General features: G+C 73.2%; 16 protein-coding genes. 5 read left to right on the forward strand and 11 right to left on the reverse strand.

All coding sequences use genetic code 11. The features are described 5' to 3' along the window. The first annotated feature begins 124 nt into the window (after nt 1-124). Nucleotides 125-910 (forward strand): BTAD domain-containing putative transcriptional regulator, encoded by a 786-nt coding sequence (locus AB0E19_RS28920; protein ID WP_362185134.1) that lies wholly within the window; start codon nt 125-127, stop codon nt 908-910. Beyond that, on the forward strand, nt 907-1,422 hold the full coding sequence (locus tag AB0E19_RS28925) for a hypothetical protein (RefSeq protein WP_362185135.1): 516 nt from the start codon (nt 907-909) through the stop codon (nt 1,420-1,422). Before AB0E19_RS28920 ends, AB0E19_RS28925 begins: the two co-directional genes overlap by 4 nt. Here AB0E19_RS28925 and AB0E19_RS28930 read toward each other — a convergent pair. The 10 genes from AB0E19_RS28930 to AB0E19_RS28975 all read right to left on the reverse strand — a co-directional run bounded on the left by AB0E19_RS28930 (nt 1,395) and on the right by AB0E19_RS28975 (nt 17,076). After that, nucleotides 1,395-2,351 (reverse strand): LLM class flavin-dependent oxidoreductase, encoded by a 957-nt coding sequence (locus tag AB0E19_RS28930; RefSeq protein WP_362185136.1) that lies wholly within the window; start codon nt 2,349-2,351, stop codon nt 1,395-1,397. The genes AB0E19_RS28925 and AB0E19_RS28930 overlap by 28 nt on opposite strands. 45 nt (nt 2,352-2,396) lie before the next feature. Continuing rightward, entirely contained in the window at nt 2,397-5,231 is a 2,835-nt protein-coding gene (locus tag AB0E19_RS28935; RefSeq protein WP_362185137.1) for a DUF4135 domain-containing protein, read from the reverse strand. Next, nucleotides 5,228-7,393, reverse strand: a complete 2,166-nt coding sequence (locus tag AB0E19_RS28940; RefSeq protein WP_362185138.1) for a peptidase domain-containing ABC transporter — start codon at nt 7,391-7,393, stop codon at nt 5,228-5,230. The genes AB0E19_RS28935 and AB0E19_RS28940 overlap by 4 nt, the downstream gene beginning before the upstream one ends. 237 nt (nt 7,394-7,630) lie before the next feature. Further along, nucleotides 7,631-7,804 (reverse strand): class II lanthipeptide, LchA2/BrtA2 family, encoded by a 174-nt coding sequence (locus tag AB0E19_RS28945; protein ID WP_167346869.1) that lies wholly within the window; start codon nt 7,802-7,804, stop codon nt 7,631-7,633. Nucleotides 7,805-8,036: 232 nt separating this feature from the next. Further along, complete coding sequence (locus AB0E19_RS28950) at nt 8,037-8,645, reverse strand: ABC transporter permease (RefSeq protein ID WP_362185139.1); 609 nt, start codon at nt 8,643-8,645, stop codon at nt 8,037-8,039. 125 nt (nt 8,646-8,770) lie between these two features. Next, a complete protein-coding gene (locus tag AB0E19_RS28955; protein ID WP_362185140.1) occupies nt 8,771-9,688 on the reverse strand; it encodes an ATP-binding cassette domain-containing protein in 918 nt (305 codons plus the stop codon). A 70-nt stretch (nt 9,689-9,758) separates the two neighbouring features. Then, nucleotides 9,759-11,900 carry a peptidase domain-containing ABC transporter gene (locus tag AB0E19_RS28960; RefSeq protein WP_362185141.1) on the reverse strand — a complete coding sequence of 714 codons (2,142 nt, stop codon included), beginning with the start codon at nt 11,898-11,900 and terminating at the stop codon, nt 9,759-9,761. After that, nucleotides 11,900-14,854: a type 2 lanthipeptide synthetase LanM family protein gene (locus AB0E19_RS28965; protein ID WP_362185142.1), complete on the reverse strand. Its 2,955-nt coding sequence runs from the start codon at nt 14,852-14,854 to the stop codon at nt 11,900-11,902. Before AB0E19_RS28965 ends, AB0E19_RS28960 begins: the two co-directional genes overlap by 1 nt. A 102-nt stretch (nt 14,855-14,956) precedes the next feature. Then, nucleotides 14,957-15,127, reverse strand: a complete 171-nt coding sequence (locus AB0E19_RS28970; RefSeq protein ID WP_362185143.1) for a plantaricin C family lantibiotic — start codon at nt 15,125-15,127, stop codon at nt 14,957-14,959. A 398-nt stretch (nt 15,128-15,525) separates the two neighbouring features. Further along, nucleotides 15,526-17,076 carry an MFS transporter gene (locus AB0E19_RS28975; protein WP_362185144.1) on the reverse strand — a complete coding sequence of 517 codons (1,551 nt, stop codon included), beginning with the start codon at nt 17,074-17,076 and terminating at the stop codon, nt 15,526-15,528. Nucleotides 17,077-17,355: 279 nt separating this feature from the next. On the opposite strand from AB0E19_RS28975, the gene AB0E19_RS28980 reads away from it, so the two are divergent. The 3 genes from AB0E19_RS28980 (at nt 17,356) to AB0E19_RS28990 (ending at nt 20,524) form a co-directional block, all read left to right on the forward strand. Then, on the forward strand, nt 17,356-18,996 hold the full coding sequence (locus tag AB0E19_RS28980; protein WP_362185145.1) for an AMP-binding protein: 1,641 nt from the start codon (nt 17,356-17,358) through the stop codon (nt 18,994-18,996). Between the two features lie 9 nt (nt 18,997-19,005). After that, on the forward strand, nt 19,006-19,827 hold the full coding sequence (locus AB0E19_RS28985) for a PaaX family transcriptional regulator C-terminal domain-containing protein (protein ID WP_169089139.1): 822 nt from the start codon (nt 19,006-19,008) through the stop codon (nt 19,825-19,827). A 229-nt stretch (nt 19,828-20,056) separates the two neighbouring features. Next, on the forward strand, nt 20,057-20,524 hold the full coding sequence (locus AB0E19_RS28990) for an ATP-binding protein (protein ID WP_362185146.1): 468 nt from the start codon (nt 20,057-20,059) through the stop codon (nt 20,522-20,524). Here the strand turns inward: AB0E19_RS28990 and AB0E19_RS28995 are convergent. Then, on the reverse strand, nt 20,478-21,911 hold the full coding sequence (locus AB0E19_RS28995) for an amino acid permease (RefSeq protein ID WP_362185147.1): 1,434 nt from the start codon (nt 21,909-21,911) through the stop codon (nt 20,478-20,480). The two genes, AB0E19_RS28990 and AB0E19_RS28995, sit on opposite strands and share 47 nt — an antisense overlap. Nucleotides 21,912-22,059 lie beyond the last annotated feature (148 nt).

Here is a 22,059-nt window from a genome sequence, read left to right on the forward strand (position 1 = left end):
CGGCCCCGAGGGAGGAGTGGTGCCGATCACACCGCCAGGGCACACGATGCCGTCGGCGGCGTTCCCCGCTGGCCCGGGGCCGGTCCACGCCTCAGCACCCCACACGAGAGGTGACGGAGCCCGAATGCTTTTCCGACTGCTGGGTCCTGTGAGAATCGCGGGCGGTGCCGAGATGCAGTCGGCCGCCCGCCGCGCCCTGCTCACCGCGCTGCTGCTGCGCCGGGGACAGTTCGTCGGCATGGGCGAGCTGACCGAGCTGCTGTGGGACGAGCCGCCGAGCTCCGCCGTGGCCAACATCAGGAGCCATCTCACCGGGCTCCGCCGCGGCCTGGACTCCGCGCAGCCGGGGCTGAGCAAGCGGCTGACGACCAGCCGGGGCGCGGAGACCGGCTACGCCCTCACCGTCGACGCCGACGAGCTCGACCTGTCGCGCTTCCTGGCGCTCGCCCGGCAGGGCCGGGAACGGCTGGCCGCGGGCGACCACCAGGCGGCGGTCCGCGTCCTGGACGAGGCCCTCGCCCTGTGGCGCGGCCCCTTCGGCCAGCGGCTTCCGGCCACCCGGTGGTTCCACGCCCACACCGTGGGCCTCGGCAACACCCGCTTCGAGGCCTGCCAGGACTTCTTCACCGCCTGTCTGCTGACCCACCGGACCGAGATGCTGGCGTACCGCATCGAGACGGTCCTCGCCGAGGCCCCCTACCGGCAGAGGCTGTGGCAGCTGCTCGCCGCCACCTACTGCGCGCAGGGCGACGTGGCCGGGGCGCTGGGCGTGGTCGAGCGATGTCAGGCCGTCTTCGCCGACGAGCTGGGCCTGGACGTCCCTCCCGGCGTCGAGGCCATCCGGGCCGCCGCGCTCTCCTGGGACACCGAGCGGGCGCACCGCCTGGTGGCCGAGATGGCGCGCCGGTGACGGCGGGCCTCCGGCGGCGGCTGCGGTCGCTCGCGGTGGGGGAACTGGTCAACGTCCCCCTGCAGGCGGCCGTCTGGTTCGGGGTGGCCGGCGTGCCGGCGACCGCCGCCAACCTCCTCGGGTTCGCGCTGGTCGTCCTGCTGCTCCTGGAGGGCGCCGCGTACTGGACGGCCAAACTCCGCGCCCTGGCCGCCGGCGGCGGGGCGCCGCTGCCGGCGGCGGCCTGGTTCGCCGCCGCCCGGGTGGTCAACGTGGTGGTGCTCGGGCTCGGTGTGCCGCTGACCGCGCTGGCGGTGGCCGACGATCCGGGGACCGGGAGCGTCCCGGGCCTGCTGTTCGCCCTCTTCGCCGTCCTGGAGCACGTCAACTACTTCCACACCCAGCTGATGTACAGCACCCCCGAGGACCGGCGCAGCCGCCGCGTGAACGGCCGGCGCCGGGCCCATCTGGCCCGCGACCTGGACCGGGCCCGCGGGGGGACCCGTCAGGGCGCGGCCTTCAGGAGCTCGTAGAGGTCGGACGCGGCGGCCCGGGGCCCGTGCAGCGCGGCGACCCCGGTGACGTTGAGGACCACCTCGTCCACGCCGAGCGCCCGGTAGGCGTCCAGCTTCCGGTGGATCTCCTCGGCCGTCCCGTAGAGGAAGATCCCGCCGTCCACCAGGGCGCGGACGTCGTCGGCCCCGCCGTCGCCGGTGATCCGGATCCCGGCCCGCCGCAGGGCGGCCTGGTAGTGGGGGAAGCGGATGTGGCCCCCGACGGTCGACCGCAGCAGTTCCGCCATGTCCCGGTCGGGGCCGGCCAGCGCCACCGGGACGTACGCGGTGACCTTGGCCGGCTCCTCCGGGCGCCGCTCCTTCGCGCCCCGCAGCGCCGGGATCAGGAACTCCTCCAGGTAGGCCGCCGAGGCCATCCAGGTGATGGCCACGTCGGCCAGTTCGCCGGCGAGCCGGGCCATCCGCTCCCGCAGCACGCCCAGGCCCAGCGACACCTCCGGCTTGTGGAACGGCATGAGCTGCGCCTTGGCGGAGAAGATCTCCCCCTCGCGGTCGCTGATCCCGCCGTCGAGGAGGTCCCGGACGATGGTGAGGTACTCCCGGCAGGCGGTGAGCTGGCTGGGGTAGGGGCGGCCCATGGCGCAGGTCTGCGCGGCGAGGGAGCCCGGGCCGTAGCCGGCCACCACCTCGTGCCCGGTGGCCAGCGCCACCGACCGGGCCTCGACCGCCGCGTTGTACGGCGAGCGGTAGGGCATCAGGGAGACGCCGAACCCGGCGGGCACCCTGATGCCGGCGCCGGCCAGCCAGTTCACGATCTGGTGGCTCTCCAGTACGAGGCCCTGCCCCTGCCACAGCCGGGCCGCGCCGCCCCATTTGACGAGGTTGGCGAAGGGGATCACCTGCTCGGGACGGGTGGCGTTGACGGGGAGGAGGATCGAGTGCCGCATCCCGGCAGCCCTTTCGACGAGTGGGAACGGAGGACAGGCGGGCGGTCAGCGCCGGGAGGGCGCGGACAGCTCCAGCGGGAGGCGCAGACCGGCCGGGTCGGCGCCGCCGAGGAGGGCGTCGACCATCAGGTCGGTGTCGCCCACGCCGGCCCAGCCGAGCATGTAGCCGATCAGCGAGGTGCGGCCGGCCGCGCCGGTGAACCAGCCGTCCTCGCGGATCCGGTCGAGGACCTCGCCCTGGTGGGCGGCGGCCCGCTCGAAGAGGTCCGGGCGTCCCAGGGTGCGGCCCGCGCCGATGAGGCACTGGACGACGCCGCTGCTGCCGTGGCAGGCGGAGAGGTCCACCGCGCGGCCGGCCGGCAGGGCGGTCGCCCGGCCGAGCAGCTCGGCCAGCCGGGGCTCGGTCAGCCAGTCCGCCCGGCCCGCCGCGGCGAGGATCTCCGAGCCGGCCAGCAGGAGGCCGGAGGCGCCCTTGCACCAGCCGTGCTCGGCCGGGAGGCCGTCCCGCTCCCAGCGGCCGATCAGCCAGTCCGCGGCCTCCTTGGCGGTGCGTTCGAGGCCCAGGACGGAGCCGGTGCGGGCGGCCGCCCAGCGCAGTCCGAGCTCGCCGTGGGCGAGGTCCGACCAGTGGGCCTCCCGCTCCCGGCCCAGGTGGGACAGGGCCAGGTCGGTCAGCCGCTCGACGGCCGGGGTGTCGGCGGGGAGGGCGGAGCCGTCGCGGCGGAGGCGGTCGAGGAGGACCATCAGCAGTCCGGCCGGGCCGTTGGAGAGGTCGGTCTCCACCTCGCCTTCCGCCTCGCGCTCCTCCAGGGCCCGGAGCAGCCCGGCCATCCGGTCGGCCTCGGTCGCCGGGTCCTCGGGGCGGACCAGGAGCAGCGAGGCGGCGCCCGTGAACACCGACTCGGGGCGCTGCAGCAGCGCCTCGCCGTACCTGGCGAGCAGGGTGGTGAGGCCGCGGCCGGCGCTGCCGGCGGGGCCGGCGAGGCGCTCGTCGCGGGCGGCGGCGCGGCCCAGGAAGGCGGCCACGCCGGCCGTGTCGTGGAAGGAGACGAAGTTGCCCGGGGTGATGGTGGAGGCGTCGCGGTCGGGGCCGATGCCGCCGACCCAGCCGCACTCCTCGCGGCCGTCGGGACCGGTGGCCGGGACCCGTACCTCGGCGATCCGCTCGGCGATCCCGCGCCACCAGCCGCCGGGGCGGGCCCCGGTCAGCAGCGGACCGCCGAAGACGCCGGAGGCGGAGAGCCCGCCGGGGGTGTCCTCGCCGCACAGCTCGCCGAAGCACTCCTCCAGGAGGAAGTGGTGGTACGCGTCGCTGCGGGCCGCGTTGTGGGCGACGCCGCGCCGGGCGAAGCCGGAGGCGGTCGCGGCGTACACGCCGGGCGTCGAGCCGTCGAGGGTGCCGAGGGCGTCGGAGTCGCCGCGGGTGACGAAGTAGGGCACGTTGCCGACGCGCAGCGAGGCGCGTTCCTGCTCCGCCGCGAAGCGCTCCGCCTCCGGGGACAGGTAGTCCTGGTGCATCTTGAGGAGACCGAACAGCCGCTCGGCCTCCTCGGGGTCGGCCAGGTACTTCGGGTGCGTGGAGGCGTCGATGAACCGTCCGTAGATCATCGTGGAGCGCAGCAGGAGCCGTACCGGCACCTCGGGGTGCGCGTCGACGACGCGGGTGACGGCGCCGTCCCGCAGGGCGCCCAGGGCCGCGCGGCAGCCGGCCAGGATGGCGTCGAACCAGTCGGTGGCGACCAGGTGCCGCTCGCCGAGCCGGGGCACGTTGTCGCCCTGCCGGTAGCTGAACGGCTCCCGTGACACCGCGATGGCGTCCGTTCCGGGGTCGCGGATCACGGCGCTGGTCATGGCGGACTGCTGGTCGCCGGCGACTCCGACGCCCGCCATGATGAAGTCGACCGGCGAGGTCGGGTTCACCATCGGCACGAGCATGGTGGAGGCGACGGACAGCTTGGTGTGGTTCATCAGCACGTCGGGGAGCTCGTCGTCACCGACCCCGGCGTCCGGCCGGAGCATGGTCTCGGTGTCGATGACGCACGGGTGCTCGCCGCGGGCCAGCAGGTTCTCGTCGTGCAGGTCCGTGGCGCCGATGGCGCCGAACAGCACCGCGAGCGCCCCGATCCGGTAGAAGTAGCGGCCGGGCTGGTCCGCCTCCTCCATGGGGGCCGGCACGGTGAACTCCTGCCAGCCGTGCGCGCCCACGGTGAGCGACCGGGGGACGCAGCGGGCCAGCGCGTGCTCCAGGTACGGGTCGACGGCCCGGTACACGTCGCGGACGAAGTCGTCCGCGGTGAGCGGCCGCGGCTTGAACACCAGCCGGGTCCCGTTGGCCAGGTGGAGGATGTGCACCTGGCGGTTGTCGTTGTGCAGGTCGGAGCCGCTGGGCGAGATCGCGGACAGCAGGCGGCCGTCACCCTCGCCGCCCGCGCCGCCGTCGGGCCCGAGGAGGCCGGCCTCCGCGAGGAGCGGCCGGTCGTCGGCGAAGGCGGTGAGGAACTCGCGGTGGGCGTCGAGGGAGTTCGACAGCATCGTGGTCAACCGCGCCCGCAGCACCGGGTACTTCTCCAGCAGGGCGGCCGGGACGCCGGGCTCCTCCAGGTGGGCGGTGAAGCGGCGCAGGGCGGTGTCGGTGCCGGATTCCATCGGCAGGCCGAGGCCTTCGCGGAAGGTGTGGAACGCGCCGATGAGCGCCCGGTAGGACTGGGTCTCCACCATCCGCAGCAGGGCGTCGTGGGCCTGGTCCACCACGCTGTCGCGGCGGTCCGGGGCGGCGGCCCGCAGCAGTGGGGCGCGGAGCTCGCGGGCGACCGCGGAGCGGGGCGCCACATGGGTGTAGAAGGGGAGGAAGGCCTGGACGGCCACCGCGCTCTCGCTCATGCCCCGGCACCTCCCGCCAGCAGTTCGGCCGTCCGGCCGTCGTCCTCGGCCGTCGCCGCGTAGAGATCCCGGTACACGCTGCCTCCGTCCATCAGTTCTGAATGTGTTCCCTGCTCGACGATCCGGCCCTGGTCGAACACGTAGATGAGGTCGGCGGACTCGACGGTCGACAGACGGTGCGCGATGACGATCTGGGTGGCGCCGATGCTCTCGATCAGCCGGGTCACCCGGCGTTCGTTGACGGTGTCCAGGGAGGCCGTCGCCTCGTCCATGACGAGGATGGTCGGCCGCTGGAGCAGGGTCCGTACGATGGCGAGCCGCTGCCGCTGCCCGCCGGAGAAGTTGGAGCCCATCTCGGCGACCAGGGTGTGCAGGCCCATCGGCAGGTCGTCGAGGAAGTCCAGGATGCCGACCTCGCGGCAGAACTCCCGGACCGTCTCCTCGGGGATGTCCTGGCCCAGGGTGAGGTTCTCCAGGATCGACCGGTTGTGCAGGTGGACCTCCTGCGGGATGTAGCCGATCACCCGGCGCAGGGAGTCCCGGTCGTACGCGGCGGCCTCCCGGCCGCCGAAGCGCACCGAGCCGGAGGTGGGTTCGTGCAGCCCGCAGACGATCCGGGCGAGGGTGCTCTTGCCCGAACCGGACGCTCCGACCAGGGCGACGCGGGCGCCGGCCGGGATGTCCATGCTGACCTCGCGGACCACGGGTTCGCTGTGCCGGGTGTAGCGGAAGGACACCCGGTCCAGCTCGACCGAGGGGGACGCGAGCTCCTTCAGGTCGCCGCCGGCGCCCTCGGGCTCGGCGCGGGTGATGTCGCTCAGCCGGGCCATGTAGCGGCTGGTCTCGGTGAACTCCGCGTACGCCTGGAAGACCGAGGTGGAGATCGCGAAGTAGGTGGCGGAGACGGTCTGCACCGCGATCGCCCCGCCGATGGTGATGGTGCCCTGGCCGACGAAGTACAGGCTGGCGAGCAGCAGCACCAGCGGCCCGAACATCTGGATCGTGGCGGCCACTCCGGCCACCCGGCCCTGCTGCAGCCGCATCCGCGCCTTCATCGCCTCCAGCGAGTCGGCGTAGGTCTCGCGCCAGGTGTCGAGGTACTGGTCGGCGTAGCCGCCCATCTTGATGGTCGGGATGGAGACGATGGCGTCCAGTTGCAGCGACTGGCTCCGGCCCAGGTGGGTGATCTCCATGTCGACGGCTTCGAGGACCCGCTGCCGGGTGGTGGCGAGGTAGCCGGCGTTGGCGAGGACCAGGGCGAGCGCGATCAGCCCGAGGCGCCATTCCGCGTGCAGCAGGTAGCCGCTGACGCAGACCATGGTGCCGAGGTCGAGGACGCCCTGCGCGACCCGGGAGGAGAGCATGTCGCGGACGGCGTTGACGCTGCCGAGCCGGAAGAGCAGCTCGCCGGGCTGGCGGGTGGTGAAGAACCGGTACGGCAGCGACAGGAGACGGGTGAACGCGTGGTCCATCAGGTGCCGTCCGAGCACCGACACCAGCGAGGACAGCAGCACGATCCTCAGCAGGTGCAGCAGGTGGTAGCCGAGCGCGGCGCCGACCACCATGCCGATGACCCACAGGTGGTCGCCGAGCTCTCTCCAGCCGGAGAACCGGTCCACGGACCACTCGGTGAGCAGCGGGATCCCGAGGACGGCGGCGTAGGCGGCCAGGGACAGGACGCCGACTCCGGCCATCCGGCTCCCCGCGCCCTCGGGCAGCAGGGGCATCGTCCGCCAGTCGGCGAAGGGCCGGCGGCGCAGCCGGCGGAACTCCGGCCCGGGCTCGGCGGTGACGACCACGCCGCTGAAGTGCCCGGCGAGTTCGTCGCCGGTCAGCCGGCGGCGGCCGACGGCCGGGTCCATGACGACGGCCTGCTCGCCGTCGAAACTCTCCAGGACCACGAAGTGGTGGTCGTCCCAGAAGAGGATCACGGGTGAGGTGAACCGGGTGAGCGCGGCGACGCTCCGGGCGCTCAGCAGCCGGCTGCGCATGCCGCGGGACTCCAGGAACCGCGACAGCTGCCGGGCGCTCAGTCCGTCCCGTCCGGCGTCCATGTCCTCCCGGACCTCGGAGACGCCCTCGTCCCGCCCGTGGTAGCGGAGCAGGGACACGCAGCAGCAGAGGCCGCACTCGGTCTGGGCGACCTGGGTGACGGCCGGCACGCGTCGTGCGGTCCGACGTGATTCCGGGCGAGCGCCCATGGCTACCGCACCTCCGGGTCGTGGGATGTCGGGCGGGAAGAGGGAAGGGGGCGTGGCCGGGACGTCGGACGGGGCGGAGGACCGGCGGGTCCGGCCCGGGGTCGTGAGACCTCGGTCCGGCCCGCCCCGCCCCGTCCGACGTGGCCGCCGCGACGGGTCCGGCTCAGCCGGCCGCGCGTATCAGAGCCGCCGAGCGGATCAGCACTGGCTGGTGCACTTGGTGGTCGGGCAGGCGGAGGCGGACACCAGGGTCGCCACCGCGGTGACGATGGCGCAGCTCCAGGTCGTACCGCCGTAGACGTCCGCCTCGCCCATCTCGACGAGCTCGAACTCGTCGTAGCCGCCGAGGACGTCGGCCTGCATCTTCTCCATGATCTTCTCCTTCGTGAGGACCGGACGGCCCGAATGAAAAACGTTCGGGAATCATTCGTCAGCCGAAATTCCGAACACGTCGCCCTCCGTCTCCGGAGGACGTCTCCCAGCCTGTCCTCTCCGCATTCGCTGAACGCATAGACCGGGCGGCACCGAGCGCACACAACGGAATTCCGACGGAAAAAGGTCCGGCCCCCGCGCCGATGCGCGGGGGCCGGACCACGGATTTCTCTCAGGCGTCGCGCCGTACCGTCGCCCACCGTCCGGCGCCCACCGCGAGGGCCGTCCACAGGACGAGTACGCCGAGCCCCGACCAGGGCCCGAGGGCCCCCTCGGGCTCCGCGGCGCCGAGCACCCTGCCGCCGGCCACGTCCGGCAGGAACCGCGCCGCCTCCCCCACCACCGGGATGTTGCTCAGGATCGTGGAGAGCATGAAGAACAGCGGGAGCAGGAGGGAGAGCGTCGCCGCCCCGGAGCGCAGGAGCGTCGCCACGCCCATGGAGAACGCCACCAGGAGCGCCGTGTAGAGCACCGCCCCCAGCACATGGCCGGCCGTGCCCGCCTCGGCCGGCGCCGCGTGCTCCCCGATGCCGTGCTGCACGATCAGGAAGGCCGGTACGACGCCCGCCACCGCCAGTGCTCCGCCGACCAGGCTGACCAGTCCCACCTTGGCGTAGTAGAAGCGGGCCCGGTCGGGGACGGCGAGCAGGCTGGTCCTGATCGACCCGGACGCGTACTCGCCCGTGACCGCGAGGATCCCCATGACCACCAGGACGATCGCGCCGAGCGGCACGGCCGAGAGGCCGAGGCCCACCGGGTCGAACCCAGGGGACGTGAGCATTCTTTCGTCGGAAAAGGTCCCGTAGACGAATGCCAGCGCGATCATCAGGCCGAGATAGACCGCGAGGGACCATTTCGGGGACCGCAGAGTCGTCAATTTGACCCATTCGGCGGCCACGGCGTGTTTCATCGGATCCCTCCGGTCGAGGCCCGGTATTCGGCGTGTTCCTGGGTGAGTCTCATGAACGCCTCCTCCAGCGAACTGCCGGATTCGGCCAGCCCGAACACGGTGATGTGCGCGGCGCTCGCGACGAGCCCGACCTGCTCCGCGGAGGCGCCGCTCACCGCGAGCGTCGCGTCGTCCTGCCGCACGGACCCGATGCCGCGCTCCCGCAGCGCCCGCCGCATGCCCTCCGGATCCGACACCCGGGCCAGGACGGTCGTGTCCGAGTGCGCGGCGACGAAGGCGTCCACGGAGGTGTCCGCGAGCAGCCGCCCCCGGGCGACGACGACGAGGTGGTCGGCGGTCACCGCCATCTCGTTCATCAGGTGGGAGGAGACCAGCACCGTCCGTCCCCGCGCGGCCAGCGCCCGCATCAGCTCCCGGATCCACCGGACGCCCTCGGGGTCGAGCCCGTTGACCGGTTCGTCGAGGACGAGCACCTCGGGGTCGCCGAGCAGCGCGGCCGCGACGCCGAGCCGCTGCCCCATGCCGAGGGAGAGGCCGCGCGCCCGCTGCCGGGCCACCGCGGTGAGGCCGACCTGCTCCAGGACCTCGTCGGCCCGGACGGCGGGCAGGCCGTGGGAGGCGGCGAGGACCCGCAGGTGGTCGCGGGCGCTGCGGCCGGGATGGACGGCCCTGGTGTCGAGCAGGGCGCCCACCCGGGTCAGCGGGCGGGCCAGGCTCCGGTAGGGGGCGCCGCAGACGGTGGCCCGGCCGGCGGTGGGCTCGTCCAGGCCGAGGATCATGCGCAGGGTGGTGGACTTGCCGGCGCCGTTGGGGCCGAGGAATCCGGTCACCCTGCCCGGGGTCACGGTGAACGACAGGCCGTCCACGGCGACCTTCGCGCCGTACCGCTTGGTGAGGTTCCGGACCTCGATCATCACAGCACCTTTCGTTCTACGGACGGGCCCGGTCGGGGCGGCCGTGCCCCCGCCGGCGCCTCTGCGGCGCTCATACGGCCCCTGCCACCGGCTCCGCGTACAGCCCCGCGTACACCCCGCCCAGGGCCAGGAGTTCCTCGTGCGTCCCGCGCTCCACGATCCGGCCGCGGTCGAGCACGTGGATCAGGTCGGCGTCCTGGATGGTCGCCAGCCGGTGCGCGATGACGATCTGGGTGGCGCCGGTCTCGGCGATGATCCGGGAGACCCGGCGCTCGTTGGCCGTGTCCAGCGAGGCGGTCGCCTCGTCCATGACGATGATCCGCGGCCTTTGCAGCAGGGTCCGTACGACGGCCAGCCGCTGGCGCTGCCCGCCGGAGAAGTTCGCGCCCATCTCGGACACCAGGGTCCGCAGCCCCATAGGCAGTTCCTCGACGAAGTCGAGGATGCCGACGGCCGCGCAGTACTCCCGGACCGTGGCCTCGTCGATGTCCTGGCCCAGGGTCAGGTTCTCCAGGACGGTCCGGTTGTGCAGGTGCACCTCCTGGGGGACGTACCCGATCTGCCCGCGCAGGAAGTCGGTCCGGTAGGCGCTCATGGGGCGGCCGGAGAACTCGACGGTGCCGCCGGTGGGCTGGTGGAGGCCGCAGACGACGCGCCCGATGGTGGACTTGCCCGAACCGGACGCGCCGACGAACGCCACCTTCGCGCCGGCCGGGATCTCCAGCGACACGTCGTCCAGCACCGGCCTGCTGTGCCGGGTGTACCGGAACGACACCCCCCGCAGCCGTACCGAGGTGTCGGGGAGCTCCGTGAGGGGCCCGCCCTCCGGTTCGCTCTCGTGGGCCGTGATGTCGCTGAGCCGGCTCACGTAGCGGGAGGTCTCGGTGATCTCCGTCAGCATCTGGAAGACGGAGGAGCTCAGGGCGAAGAAGGTGCCCGCCACCGCCTGCACGGCGATGGCCGAGCCGACGGTCACGGTCCCCCGCGACACGAAGTGCAGGCCGGCGAGGAGCAGCGCCAGCGGGCCGAACATCTGGGTGGTGGCGGCGATTCCGGAGATCCAGCCCTGCTGGATCCGCATCCGGACGCGCATGGCGTCCAGCGAGGCGCGGTAGGTCGTCTCCCATTCGTCGGCGAACCGGCCGGCGTAGCCGCCCATCTTGATGGTGGGCACGGACACGACGGCGTCGAGCTGGGTGGACTGGGAGCGGGAGAGCAGCGCGAGCTCGGTGTCCGTCACCTCCTTCACCCGGTGCCGGCCCAGCCAGAGGACGCCGGCGTTCAGCAGGAGCAGCCCGAGCGCCAGGAGGCCGATGCGCCACTCGGTGACGAAGAGGTAGACGCCGATGCAGGCCAGGGTTCCGACGTCCAGGACGCCCTGGGCGATCCGCGAGGAGAGCAGGTCCCGGACGCTGTTGACGGTGTTCAGGCGGAACAGCAGCTCGCCCGGCTGCCGGGTGGCGAAGAACTTGAAGGGCAGGGAGAGGAGTCTCCTGAAGACGTGGCTCATCAGGTGACGGCCCATCACGGCGATCAGCCCCGCCAGGGCGGCGGTGCGCAGCATCCACAGCAGCAGATAGCCGGTCGCGGCGGCCGCGACCACGGCCGCGACCAGGCCCGTCTGGGACAGGTCGCTCCAGGCGTCGTCCCGGTCGACGGCCCATTTCGTCAGGGCCGGGATGCCGAGGACCGCCGCGTAGGAGCCGAGGGACAGCAGGGCGACCAGGCCGATCCGGCGGCCGGCGTCGGCCGGGACCAGGGGCAGCGACCGCCAGTGCCGGAAGGAGGGCAGGGTCTGCCGGACGAAGTCCGGGCCCGGGGAGGCGGCGATCACCACCTGGGAGAAGCCTGCCTCCAGCGCCTCGCGGGTGAGGCGCCTGCGGCCGACGGCCGGGTCCATCACCCAGGCCGTCGTGCCGTCGAAGCGCTCCAGGACCAGGAAGTGGTAGTCCTCCCAGAAGAGGATCACCGGTTCGGTGAAGCCGCGCAGCGCCTCCACGCTCCGGGCCCGGAACGCCTTGACGTCCATGCCCCGCGAGCGCAGGAAGTCCGCGAGCTGCTTGGCGCCGAGCCCGTCCCGGCCGGCCTCCAGGTCCTCCCGCACGGTCGCGAAGTCCTCGGTGCGGCCGTGGTATCCGAGCACCGCGACGCAGCAGCACAGTCCGCACTCGGTCTGGGTGACCTGGGTGACGGACGGAACCCGGCGTCCCATCAGAGGGATCCGTGCCAGATCGGCGACACCCGGGGCCGCGCGCCGTCGAGGCGGCCGAGGAGGTGCAGCAGCACCCCGGAGGAGCCCACCATGGCGCTGTCGGTGTGGGCGTAGCGGGAGCCGGTGTCGGCGAGCTTCTCCGCGATCACGTCCGGGCCGAGGCGGCTCGCCTCGACGGCCGCGGCCCGGTCGAGGAGGTCCCCGTGGAGGAGTTCCCGGTCGGAGCCGGCGATCCGCCGGACGATGTCGATGTTGCCGAGGTCGCCGTGGCACCACGTGAGGTTGCGCCCGAAGCCCTGCCGGAAGGTCTGGTCGAGGGCGGTCTCCAGGCGCGCGGCGGCCCGTTCGTCCGCCGTCCGGGCGCTCACCGCGGACAGCGCCATGGCGATGCCGGCGGCGCCGTGGCACCACCCGGTCGAGAACCGCTCCGGGAAGGCTGAGTTGGTGGACCAGTTCCGCTCGCCGGGGACGTAGAAGGATTCCAGACGGTCCGTCAGGGCTTCGATCGCTCCGTCGACCCGGTCGCCGACGTGGTCGCGCAGGACGGCGAGGGCGTGCAGGACCCCGGAGACGCCGTGCGCGAAGCCCGACTGCTCCCACCAGGAGCCCGTCGGCTCGGCCGCGTGGCGCAGCAGGCGGTCGGCGAGCGCGTCCAGGGTGCCGGCGCAATGGTCGCCGCCGATCGAGGCGACCATCGTGGCGATGCCGGAGATCCCGGAGATCACCTCCGGGGTGTCCCCGGGGCCGAGCTGCTCCACGACCAGCGGTACGGCGCCCTGGGCCGCCTTCACCCAGCCGGGCTCCCGCAGGATCCGGCCGGCCTCGGCCAGGGCGAACAGCAGGCCGGTGGTTCCGGTGTAGGCGCCGGCTCCGCTCTGCCGGATGCTGCGGAGCTCGTAGACGCCGTCGGTGAGGATGCCGGCGCTGCGCGCGAAGACCTCGCGGGCCACCCGTTCGTAGCGGGCGTCGCCGAAGTGGGCGGCGGCCGCGGCCAGGGCGAGCGCGGGGCCGGTGCGTCCGGTGTAGAGGTCGTACCCCAGGACGCCGGAGGGCCAGGGCCGGGCGGCCTGCGCGGAGGCCAGCGGGCCGATCCAGGTGGTCGGCAGGTGGCCGTACTGGTCGGGGAGGCTGCCGGCGGTGAGGGCGTCGGCGACCGACCGGGCGAGTCGTTCCAGACCGGTGCGCTCGCCGGCGGCGGCCCGGCCGTTCCAGGGGGCCCCTCCGGAGAGGTGGTTGTCGGGGAAGCGGGAGCAGAAGGCCGAGTGGAGCAGCCTCAGCTGCCGCCGCACCACCTGCTCGTCGAGCGCCGCGGCCTTGGCGAGGGCCCGGGACAGCGGTGGGCGGTCGATCCGGACGCCGGTGTCCGCGCCGTCGCAGTCGTGGACGGCGGTGCCGGTGGCGGGCACGGTGAAGTAGGGGACGTCGCGTTCGGCCATCTGCCGCAGCTCCGAGCCGATCAGCCGCCGGTCGGAGAAGCGGGAGGGGATGGCGATCCGGTGGAGCAGGGCCCGGGCGAGCTCCGGGTCGGCCATCGCGGCGGCGGAGGCCGTCATGCGCAGGATCTGCGCGTACTGCGACGTGGGGTTGTGGATGTAGCGCAGGCGCAGGGAGGGCGCGATCCGCCGGAGGAGCCCGGTCCACCAGGAGGGGCGGCGCATCACCGCTTCGCACACCTGGCGGAAGCCGTCGGCCATCTGTCCGGCGAGGGCGTGGATCTCCGGCTCGCCGGTCTCCCGGACCACGGTGGAGCGCTGTTCGGCCGGGCGGGCCTGGAGGTGCACCCTGATCCGGTCGGTGAAGGGGTGCTCGAAGACCATCGTCTTGAAGGGGGAGACGCCCTGGTTGTCGCCGCCGAGGAAGCCGAGGTCGACGTGACCGGAGTCCTCGTCCTTGCCGGCGAGGACCAGCGGGAGGATCCCGATGCCGTAGACGCTGCGGCCGATCTCGTCGTAGGCGTTGCCCTCGGCCTCCCGGGTGGGGCCGGTGTGCACCCGGGCGGGGTGCAGCAGCGTCTCCAGGTCGATGGCGACCGGGCCGCGGCGGGTGGGCAGGATGTTCTCGAAGTGCATGTCGCGCGCGTCCAGCAGGTAGAACACGGCGGCGAGTTGGCCGCAGGCCCGCAGAAAGGCGGCGCTGTCCGCGCCGACGTCCTGCCGCTCGACGTACTCGACGTAGCCGTAGCCGTCGCGCGCCAGGGTGCGGGCGGCGGGCAGGGCGCAGCCGGCCTCCGCGTTGACGCGTGCGACGACGGTCTCGAAGGCGGCCTCGCAGGAGACGTCCCGCGGCTTGTAGACGAGGCGGGCCCCCGAGGCGAAGGTCAGGATGCCGACCGCCCTGCCGTGGGCGTGCGCGTCGCCGTCGGCCCCGCCGATGGAGAGCAGCGGGTCGCCGGGGGCGATGCCGGAGAAGCGGGAGACCGCCGCGCGGTCGGCGTGGAGCCGCCGGAGGAGTTCCCGCGCCGCCTCGCGGGCGTTGCGCACGACGTGGCCGGCCGCGGAGCGGAGCACGGGGAAGGGCTCCACGGCGTCGTGCCACGCCCGGGTGACGAAGTCCTGGTAGCGCTCTTCCGGGGTGGCCCCGCGCAACGCCCCTTCGGCGGCGGCCTTGTTGACGGCGGCGACCAGGGTGCGGGTGGCCGTGTCGCGGAGCCGGACCTCGGCCCTGGCGAGGACCTGCAGCGCGAAGGCGTCCGGGTCGGCCACGGCCTCCGTGAGGTCCTCGGGGAGGAGCCGGTCGGCGGCCGGCAGGGCCAGTCGCCGGATCACGCGCTGGAAGGGATACGTCTCCGGCTCCAGCGTCCAGGCGAGCGCGGCGGCCGAGGGGGCCTCCGGGGCGGCGTCGGACGGGGCCGAGAGGGTGCCGTGGACGGCGGACGCGAAGACGCCGAGGGGCTCGATGGTTTCACGGATCTCGACGCTGTCGAGTTCGGGGTAAAGCTTCGCGGGCGAGATCAATGCTCCGGCTCCCTGCGCGGACGGTGATAGATTGCCACGTTGCGCCGGGGGCGGGGAGCATGAGCCGCTCCCCGCCCCTGGTCCGTGCCCGGCCCTGCGGGCTCAGTTGCAGTTGGGCTGGCACTCCTTGGTCAGCGTGCACCAGCCGCCCTGGTTTCCGAGGAAGTCGGAGAGCGAGAACGTGTTGGTCGAGCACGCGCCGTAGGCGACGCCGTCGAAGTCCTGCTCGGAGATCTCCTCGATCAGCGAGATGTCACCGTCGTAGTTGTTCACGGGAATTCACATCCAATCCGGCCGCATGTGTTCAAGGGGCCGCTCTCGGGAATCCGAGGCCCTTTGCCTGCCGCTCGGCCGAGCGACGGGCAAAAGCTATGCGGGCCGGGACGCGGTCCACAACCCATCGGTTGACGACTGCGCTCCCAAAATTGTTCGAGCAGAGCGGCGGTCGACTCGGGTGACTTCCCTGATCTGCGACTTCCCTGCCGTGTGGCCGAATCCTGCCAAGGCGGTGGCAGCTTGGTGCACATCGTTTTCCGCGAAATTCATGCGTCTGCGTATGCGCGCGCGGATGCGTGGAACATGCGCGGCGATCGGCCGACCGAATGCGGTCGGCCAATTTCCGCGCATGACACCCCCAGGATCCCCCCTGAGGAATTTCCTTTTCCCGGGGCTCAGCCGCCGGGCATCATCCCGCCCTTGAGGCGTTCTATGTCGGAGGGGCGGACCTGGATGACGAAGATGGCGATGAGGAGGGCGACCACGGCGAAGGCGGCGGCGACGATGAAGCCGGCGGAGACGCCGGAGGTGAGGACCTGGTCGGCCCAGGGGGGCGGCAGCTCGCCGGTCTCGGCGAAGCGGGCCTTCTCCAGGTGGCCGGCCTGGGCCAGGAAGGCGGGGACCTGTTCGTCGGCCTCGTTGCGGCTGGCGGTGCCGAAGACGGTGACCAGGATGGAGAGGCCGAGGGAACCGCCCACCTGCTGGGTGGCGTTGAGGAGGCCGGAGGCGGCGCCGGACTCGGCGGGCTGGACGTTGGAGAGGGCCATCAGGGTCAGCGAGACGAACATGAAGCCCATGCCGGCGCTGAAGACGAGCATCGGCCCGAGGATCGAGCCCGCGTAGGTGGAGTGGACGTCCGTCAGGGTCAGCCAGGAGAGGCCCACCGCGAGGCAGAGGGCGCCGACGACCATGAAGGGCTTCGGGCCGTACTTCGGGAGGAACTGGGAGGTCAGGCCGGCGATCACCGCGATCACGGCGCTGACCGGCAGGAAGGCGAGACCCGCCTCCAGCGGGCTGAAGTCGAGGACCTGCTGCACGAAGAGGGTCAGGAAGAAGAACATCCCGAAGATCGCCGCCGCCAGACAGAGCATCATGCCGTACGTGCCCGCGCGGTTGCGGTCGGCGAACATGTGCAGCGGGGTGATCGGCTGCCGGCTCCGGCGCTCCACCAGGATGAACACGGCGAGCAGCACGACGGCGGCGCAGAACGAGGCGATCGTCCAGGGGTCGCTCCAGCCCTCCTGCGCCGCGCGGATGAAGCCGTACACCAGCGCCACCATGCCGAGCGTCGACGTCAGCGCGCCCGCCAGGTCGAAGTGGCCGGGATGCCGTTCGGACTCCCGGACATGACGGGGCGTCAGGATGGCGATCATCAGCGCGATCGGCACGTTCACGAAGAAGATCCAGCGCCAGTCGAGCCATTCGACGAGGACGCCGCCCGCCAGCAGGCCGATCGCTCCGCCCGCCGCCGACACGCCCGCGAACACGCCGAAGGCCCGGTTGCGTTCGGGCCCTTCCTCGAAGGTGGTGGTGATGAGCGAGAGCGAGGTCGGCGAGGCGATCGCACCGCCGACGCCCTGGAGGGCGCGGGCCGCGAGGAGTTGCCAGCCCTCCTGTGCGAAACCGCCGAGCAGGGAGGCGAATCCGAAGAGCAGCACGCCGAAGATGAAGACGCGGCGCCTGCCGAGGATGTCGCCGGCCCGGCCGCCGAGCAGCAGCAGGCCGCCGAAGGTCAGCGTGTAGGCGTTGACCACCCAGGACAGGCTGGTGGTCGAGAAGGCCAGATCGCTCTGGATGTGCGGAAGCGCGATGTTGACGATGGTGATGTCGAGAACGACCATCAGCTGGCAGGAGGCGATGACGAACAGGGCGATGCCCTTGCCGTCGCCCGCGCCGGTGGGGGTGGGTTCCACCGCCGGTGTCGTCGGCTTCGGTGTGCTAGTCATTGTCGTTCATGGCGCGTCGCGCCCTCACCGCAGGAGCCGTGGGCCGGTCGGTCCACCTTTCGACCCTAAGCCCGGCCCCCTGACCCGACCAGTCGATCAAGCACCGGCGGACGCGGCCCAGTTCGGGGCCGGTGGCGCGAGGCGCACGGTATCGGGTGAGAATGCGGGCATGTGGGCCTCCTCCGACACCTCCGGGCATTCCGGTCGCCACACCCGGCCATGTCACGGATTAGTGACCACCGTCATATACACGATATGTCGGGTCGAGGGGGCGGAGCCGTGGAGCTGACGCCCTCGGGGCACGTCGACGGCTTCGCCCGCGACCGGCTGCCGCCCGCCGCCCAATGGCCGCGGCTGCTCTTCGAGCTGCCGGGGCTCCACTACCCCGAACGGCTCAACTGCGCCGCCGAACTCCTCGACCGGACCGCGGAGCGGTTCGGCGCCGGGCGGCCCGCCTTCCACGACGGCGAGGGAGGGACCTGGAGTTACGGGGAGCTGCGCGAGCGCGTCGACCGGATCGTCGGGGTGCTCACCGGCGAGCTGGGACTGCGGCCCGGCAACCGCGTGCTGCTGCGCGGGCCCACCACCCCCTGGCTCGCCGCCTGCTGGCTGGCCGTCGTGAAGGCCGGCGGCATCGCCGTCACCGTCCCGGCCGAGCACCGGGCCGCCGAACTGTCCTTCGCCGCCACGACGGCCGCCTGCGCCCTCGCCCTGTGCGACGCGAGGGCGCTCGACGAGCTGTCGGCCGCCCGCGTCCCGGGCCTGAGGGTCGTCCCGTACGGCGGCGACGGGCCCGACGACCTCCTCGCCCGCGCCGCCCGCCGGGCGCCCGGCCCCGTACCGGCCGCCGGCACCGCCGCCGACGACGTGGCCCTGATCGCCTTCACCTCCGGCACCACCGGCCGCCCCAAGGGCTGCGTCCACTTCCACCGGGACGTCCTCGCCGCCGCCGACACCTTCTCCGCGCGGGTCCTGCGGCCCCGCCCGGACGACGTCTTCGCCGGCTCCCCGCAGCTCGCCTTCACCTTCGGCCTCGGCGGGCTGCTCGTCTTCCCGCTGCGGGCCGGGGCGAGCGCCGTGCTCCTGGACCGGGCCGGGCCCCAGCAGCTGCTCGCCGCCATCGGCCGGCACCGGGTCTCGGTGCTCTTCACCGCGCCCACCGCCTACCGGGCGATGCTCGGCCTCCTCGACGCCGGCTCGGCCGCCGACCTGTCCTCGCTGCGCCGCTGCGTCTCGGCCGGCGAGCACCTGCCCGACGCCGTCTGGACGGCCTGGTACGCCAGGACCGGGCTGCGGCTGATCAACGGCCTCGGCACCACCGAACTGCTGCACATCGTCCTCGCCGCCGCCGACGCCGACAGCGGCCCCGGCACCACCGGCCGCCCGGTGCCGGGCTGGCGGGCCGCCGTCCTCGGCCCGGACGGCCGGCCCGTCCCCGACGGCCAGGAGGGGCTGCTCGCCGTGTGCGGCCCGGTCGGCTGCCGGTACCTCGCCGACCCCCGCCAGACGGAGTACGTGCGCGACGGCTGGAACATGACCGGCGACCGGTGCGTCCGCGAGCCCGACGGCCGCTTCCGGTACGTCTCGCGCGCCGACGACATGATCGTCTCGGCCGGGCACACCATCGCCGGCCCCCAGGTGGAGGAGGTGCTCCTCGGCCATCCGGACGTCGTCGAGACGGCGGTCGTGGGCCGCCCCGACCCGCTGCGCGGCCAGGTCGTCGTCGCCTACGCGGTGGTGCGGGAGGGGGTGGCGCGCGACCCGGGCACCGCCGCCGAGCTGCGCTCCTTCGTCCGCGCCCGGCTCGCCCCGTACAAATCGCCCCGCGCGGTCGTCTTCGTGGACGCCCTCCCCCGGACGGCCACCGGCAAGCTCCAGCGCCACCGGCTGCGCGACCCGGGTCCGGCCTCCACGGCCTAAAATGATCACGTGGCCGAGCAGCACACTCCCCGTTCCCTGATCGTCTCCCTCTACGGCGCCTACGGCCGTCCGGCGGAGGAGACGCCGATGCCGGTCGCCGCGCTGATCCGGCTGCTCGCGGTGGTCGGCGTCGACGCGCCCTCGGTGCGCTCCTCGGTGTCCCGGCTCAAGCGGCGCGGGCTGCTGCTCTCCCGGCGGACCCCCGACGGCGCGGCCGGATACGCCCTCTCCGACGACGCCCGCAGGCTCCTGGAGGACGGCGACCGCCGGATCTACGCCCGGGCGGAGCCCTCCCTCGCCGACGGCTGGGTCCTCGCCGTCTTCTCCGTACCCGAGCAGGAACGGCACAAGCGCCACCTGCTGCGCTCCCGGCTCGGCCGGCTGGGCTTCGGGACGGCGGCCCCCGGCGTGTGGATCGCGCCGGGCCGGCTGTACGAGGAGACCCGCAACGCCCTGGAGCGGCTCGGTCTCTCCTCGTACGTGGACTTCTTCCGCGGCGACCACCTCGGCTACACGGCGACGGCGGAGGCGGTGGCCCGCTGGTGGGACCTGCCGGCGATCGCGCGGCTGCACGAGGAGTTCCTCGCCGGCCACGAGCCGGTCCTCGCCGCCCGGCGCGAGGATCCGGGCACGGAGGAGGACGCCTACCGGGACTACCTCCTGACCCTCGACTCCTGGCGCCGGCTGCCGTACGCGGACCCGGTCCTGCCGCCCGAGCTGCTGCCCGCCGACTGGCCGGGGCGCCGGTCGGCGGAGGTCTTCGCCGCGCTGCACGCGCTGCTGTGGGAGCGCGGCGCGGAGTACGTCCGGGCGGTGGAGAAGGACCTGTAGGACGCACGGACGCGGCCCGGCCCCGTACGGACGGGTCGGCCAAAGTCCCGTGCGGGCGGCTCGCAAGGTCCCGTGCGGGCGGGTCCTGGGTCCCGCCGGGTCGGGAGGGGGGTCTCTGTGGCCGGAAATCGCCCCCTTATAGGGTGGAAACCAGGATGTCTCAGGCCGTCGCACCGGCCGCCCGTCCTCCATCGCCTTCCCGCCACCCCGGCAAAGGGAGCTCGTCCCCATGCCCGATCCCACCGGCCCGCCCGGGACCCCCTGGCGCCTCCGGCTGCCGCGTACCACCGCCGCCGTCCCCGTCGCCCGCGCCCTGGTCCGTACCGCACTCGGCGAGATCGACCCCGGCGCGGCCGAGCTGCCGGACCGCGACACGGCGGAGCTGCTCACCGCCGAGCTGGTCGCCAACGCCGTCGAGCACACCTCGGGCGAGGGCCCGATCGAGCTGATCGTGGAGCTGCTCGCCGCGCCGGGCGGCTGTCAGATCGAGGTGCACGACCCCGACCCGGCCCGCCCCGGCCGGCTGGAGTGCCCGGATCCGGACGCCGAGGTCGACCCCTGGCAGGAGCACGGCCGCGGGCTGCTGCTGATCCGGGCGCTCAGCAGCGACTGCGGCCACCGCCCGACCGCGCACGGCAAGGCGGTCTGGTTCACGCTCCCCCGGGTGCCCGCCCAGCGGCCCCGTCCGCGGCCGTGAGCGCCAGCCGGGAGTGGCGGCGCCCGTAGACCGCGTACAGCACGGCGCCGACGACGAGGAAGCAGGCGAAGACCAGCCAGGTCCGCCAGCCGGTCCCCCAGATGAGGTAGAGGCAGAAGCCGATGCCGAGGATCGGGCTCGCCGGGTAGAGCGGCACCTTGAAGGAGCGGCCGAGGCCGGGTTCGCGGCGGCGCAGCACCATCACGGCGAGGTTGACCACGGCCATGACGGCGAGGGTGCCGATGGTGGTGAGGTCGACGACGACGTCGAGCGGGGCGAAGGCGGCCGGGACGGCGAAGACGGCGGCGACGATCCAGGTGTTGGCGACGGGGGTGGCGGTCTTCGGGGAGACCCGTTCGAGGATCCGGGGCATCAGGCCGTCGCGGGACATCGCCATGAGGACGCGGGTCTGGCCGTACATCACGGCGAGGACGACGGAGGCGATGGCGACGACCGCGCCGAAGGCGATGATCCCGCCGCCGACCGAGGAGCCGGTGACCTGGTCGACGACGAGCGAGAGCGCGGCGGGCTTGTCGGCGACCTCGTCGGCGCCGAGCGCGCCGATCGCGGCGAGGGCGACCGCGCAGTAGAGCACGGTGACGAGGCCGATGCAGACGAGGATCGCGAGCGGGATGTTCCGCCGCGGGTCCTTCACCTCCTCGCCGGCGGTGGTGATGGCGTCGAAGCCGATGTACGAGAAGAAGGCGACCGAGGCGCCGGCGGTGATGCCGCCCATGCCCTCGGTGGCGAACGGCGAGAGGTTCCCGGCCTCGAAGGCCGAGAAGCCGACCGCGCAGAAGACGATCAGGATGCCGATCTTGAGGATCGACATGGCGGCGGTGGCGCGGGCGCTCTCGCGGACGCCGCGGACCAGGAGCGTCGCGGCCATCAGGATGACGACGACGGCGGGGAGGTTCACCACGCCGCCCTCGGCGGGTCCGGCCGCGAGCGCGTCGGGGAGCCGGAGGCCGGTGACGCTGTGGAGGAGTTCGTCGAGGTACTGGCTCCAGCCGACGGCGACGGCGGAGACCGAGACGCCGTACTCCAGGAGCAGGCACCAGCCGACGAGGAACGCGGCCCGCTCGCCGAGGCTCGCGTAGGCGAAGGAGTAGGAGGAGCCGGAGACCGGGATCGCGCCGCCGAGCTCCGCGAAGGAGAAGGCGGTGAAGACGCAGGTGATCGCGGCGAGGACGAAGGAGACGACGACCGCGGGGCCCGCCTCGGCGACGCTGTCGGCGAGGCCGACGAAGATGCCGGTGCCGACGATCGCCCCGACGCCGAAGCACACGAGCTGGAAGAGCCCCATGGTGCGCTTGAGGCTGTGGCCTTCGAGGTCGCCGCCGGATTCGGCGATCAGCTGTCGGGGGGATTTGATCCGCGAGGGCATGCGGTCGTTCTCATCTCTGGTCTTGCACGAGCTGGTCTTGCACGAGCAGGTCTTGCGCGAGCCGGTCTTGCATGGGGGGGGTGGGGTGTACATGCGTCAGGGCCGGGCGAGGGCCTCGTGGCCGAGGTGGACGGGCTGGACGTCGTCC

Origin of the sequence: Streptomyces sp. NPDC047974 (assembly GCF_040653375.1) — a bacterium.
In the GTDB taxonomy this organism is placed as follows: domain Bacteria; phylum Actinomycetota; class Actinomycetes; order Streptomycetales; family Streptomycetaceae; genus Streptomyces.